At 65.3% G+C, this 620-nt stretch carries 1 protein-coding gene; it reads right to left on the reverse strand.

What is annotated here, in order from left to right:
- Positions 1 to 78: 78 nt before the first annotated feature.
- On the reverse strand, positions 79 to 309 hold the full coding sequence (locus tag VXC91_RS46605) for a winged helix-turn-helix domain-containing protein (protein WP_329513367.1): 231 nt from the start codon (positions 307 to 309) through the stop codon (positions 79 to 81).
- Positions 310 to 620: the final 311 nt, after the last annotated feature.

Raw genomic sequence — 620 nt, forward strand, 5'->3', positions numbered from 1 at the left:
CGCGGAGTTCCGCTACGACCGGGATTCGGTAGACCCGACACCTTTGCAGCTAGGTGCGGCGTAGCCACTGACCGGCGGCTACGCCTCAGCGGGTGGCAGCGGATCGGCCACATAGGAACCCTTGGCAGGGAGGGTCTCGACCAGCCCCCGTTCCCGCAGCTCACGAACGGCACGGCGCACGGTCCCAGCGCTGACGCTGTAGGTATCCGCTAGCTCCCGCTCGTTTTCCAGTCGACCGCCCGGTGGAATCTCCTCAGCGCGGATACGGCGCTCAAGGTCATTTGCTACGCGCTGCCATTCGTAGATCACAAACCCATGGTCCGTGCACACTGCGCGCCCCGCACTTTGGCTAGCACGCTGTGCACAGTGTGCACACTGTGTAAGATGGGCTCGCGCAAACGAAAAGCGCCCCGGCAGGAAGCGGCTACTTCCGTACCGGGGCTCACCGAGAAACGGAGTCTCGGCTATGCGAAACCTTATCGCCGCGCTTGTCGCGTGGCTCATGCCGTCCAGCGGCAAGCGCCGGGCGGCCGCTGTGCCGACAGCGCCAGCCCGAACCCTTCCCGCTCCGCGCGGCCAGTGTCTGGCGGAAGTCATCGAGGTGAATCACCTTCCGCTAG

This window comes from Streptomyces chiangmaiensis (assembly GCF_036281785.1).
In the GTDB taxonomy this organism is placed as follows: domain Bacteria; phylum Actinomycetota; class Actinomycetes; order Streptomycetales; family Streptomycetaceae; genus Streptomyces; species Streptomyces chiangmaiensis.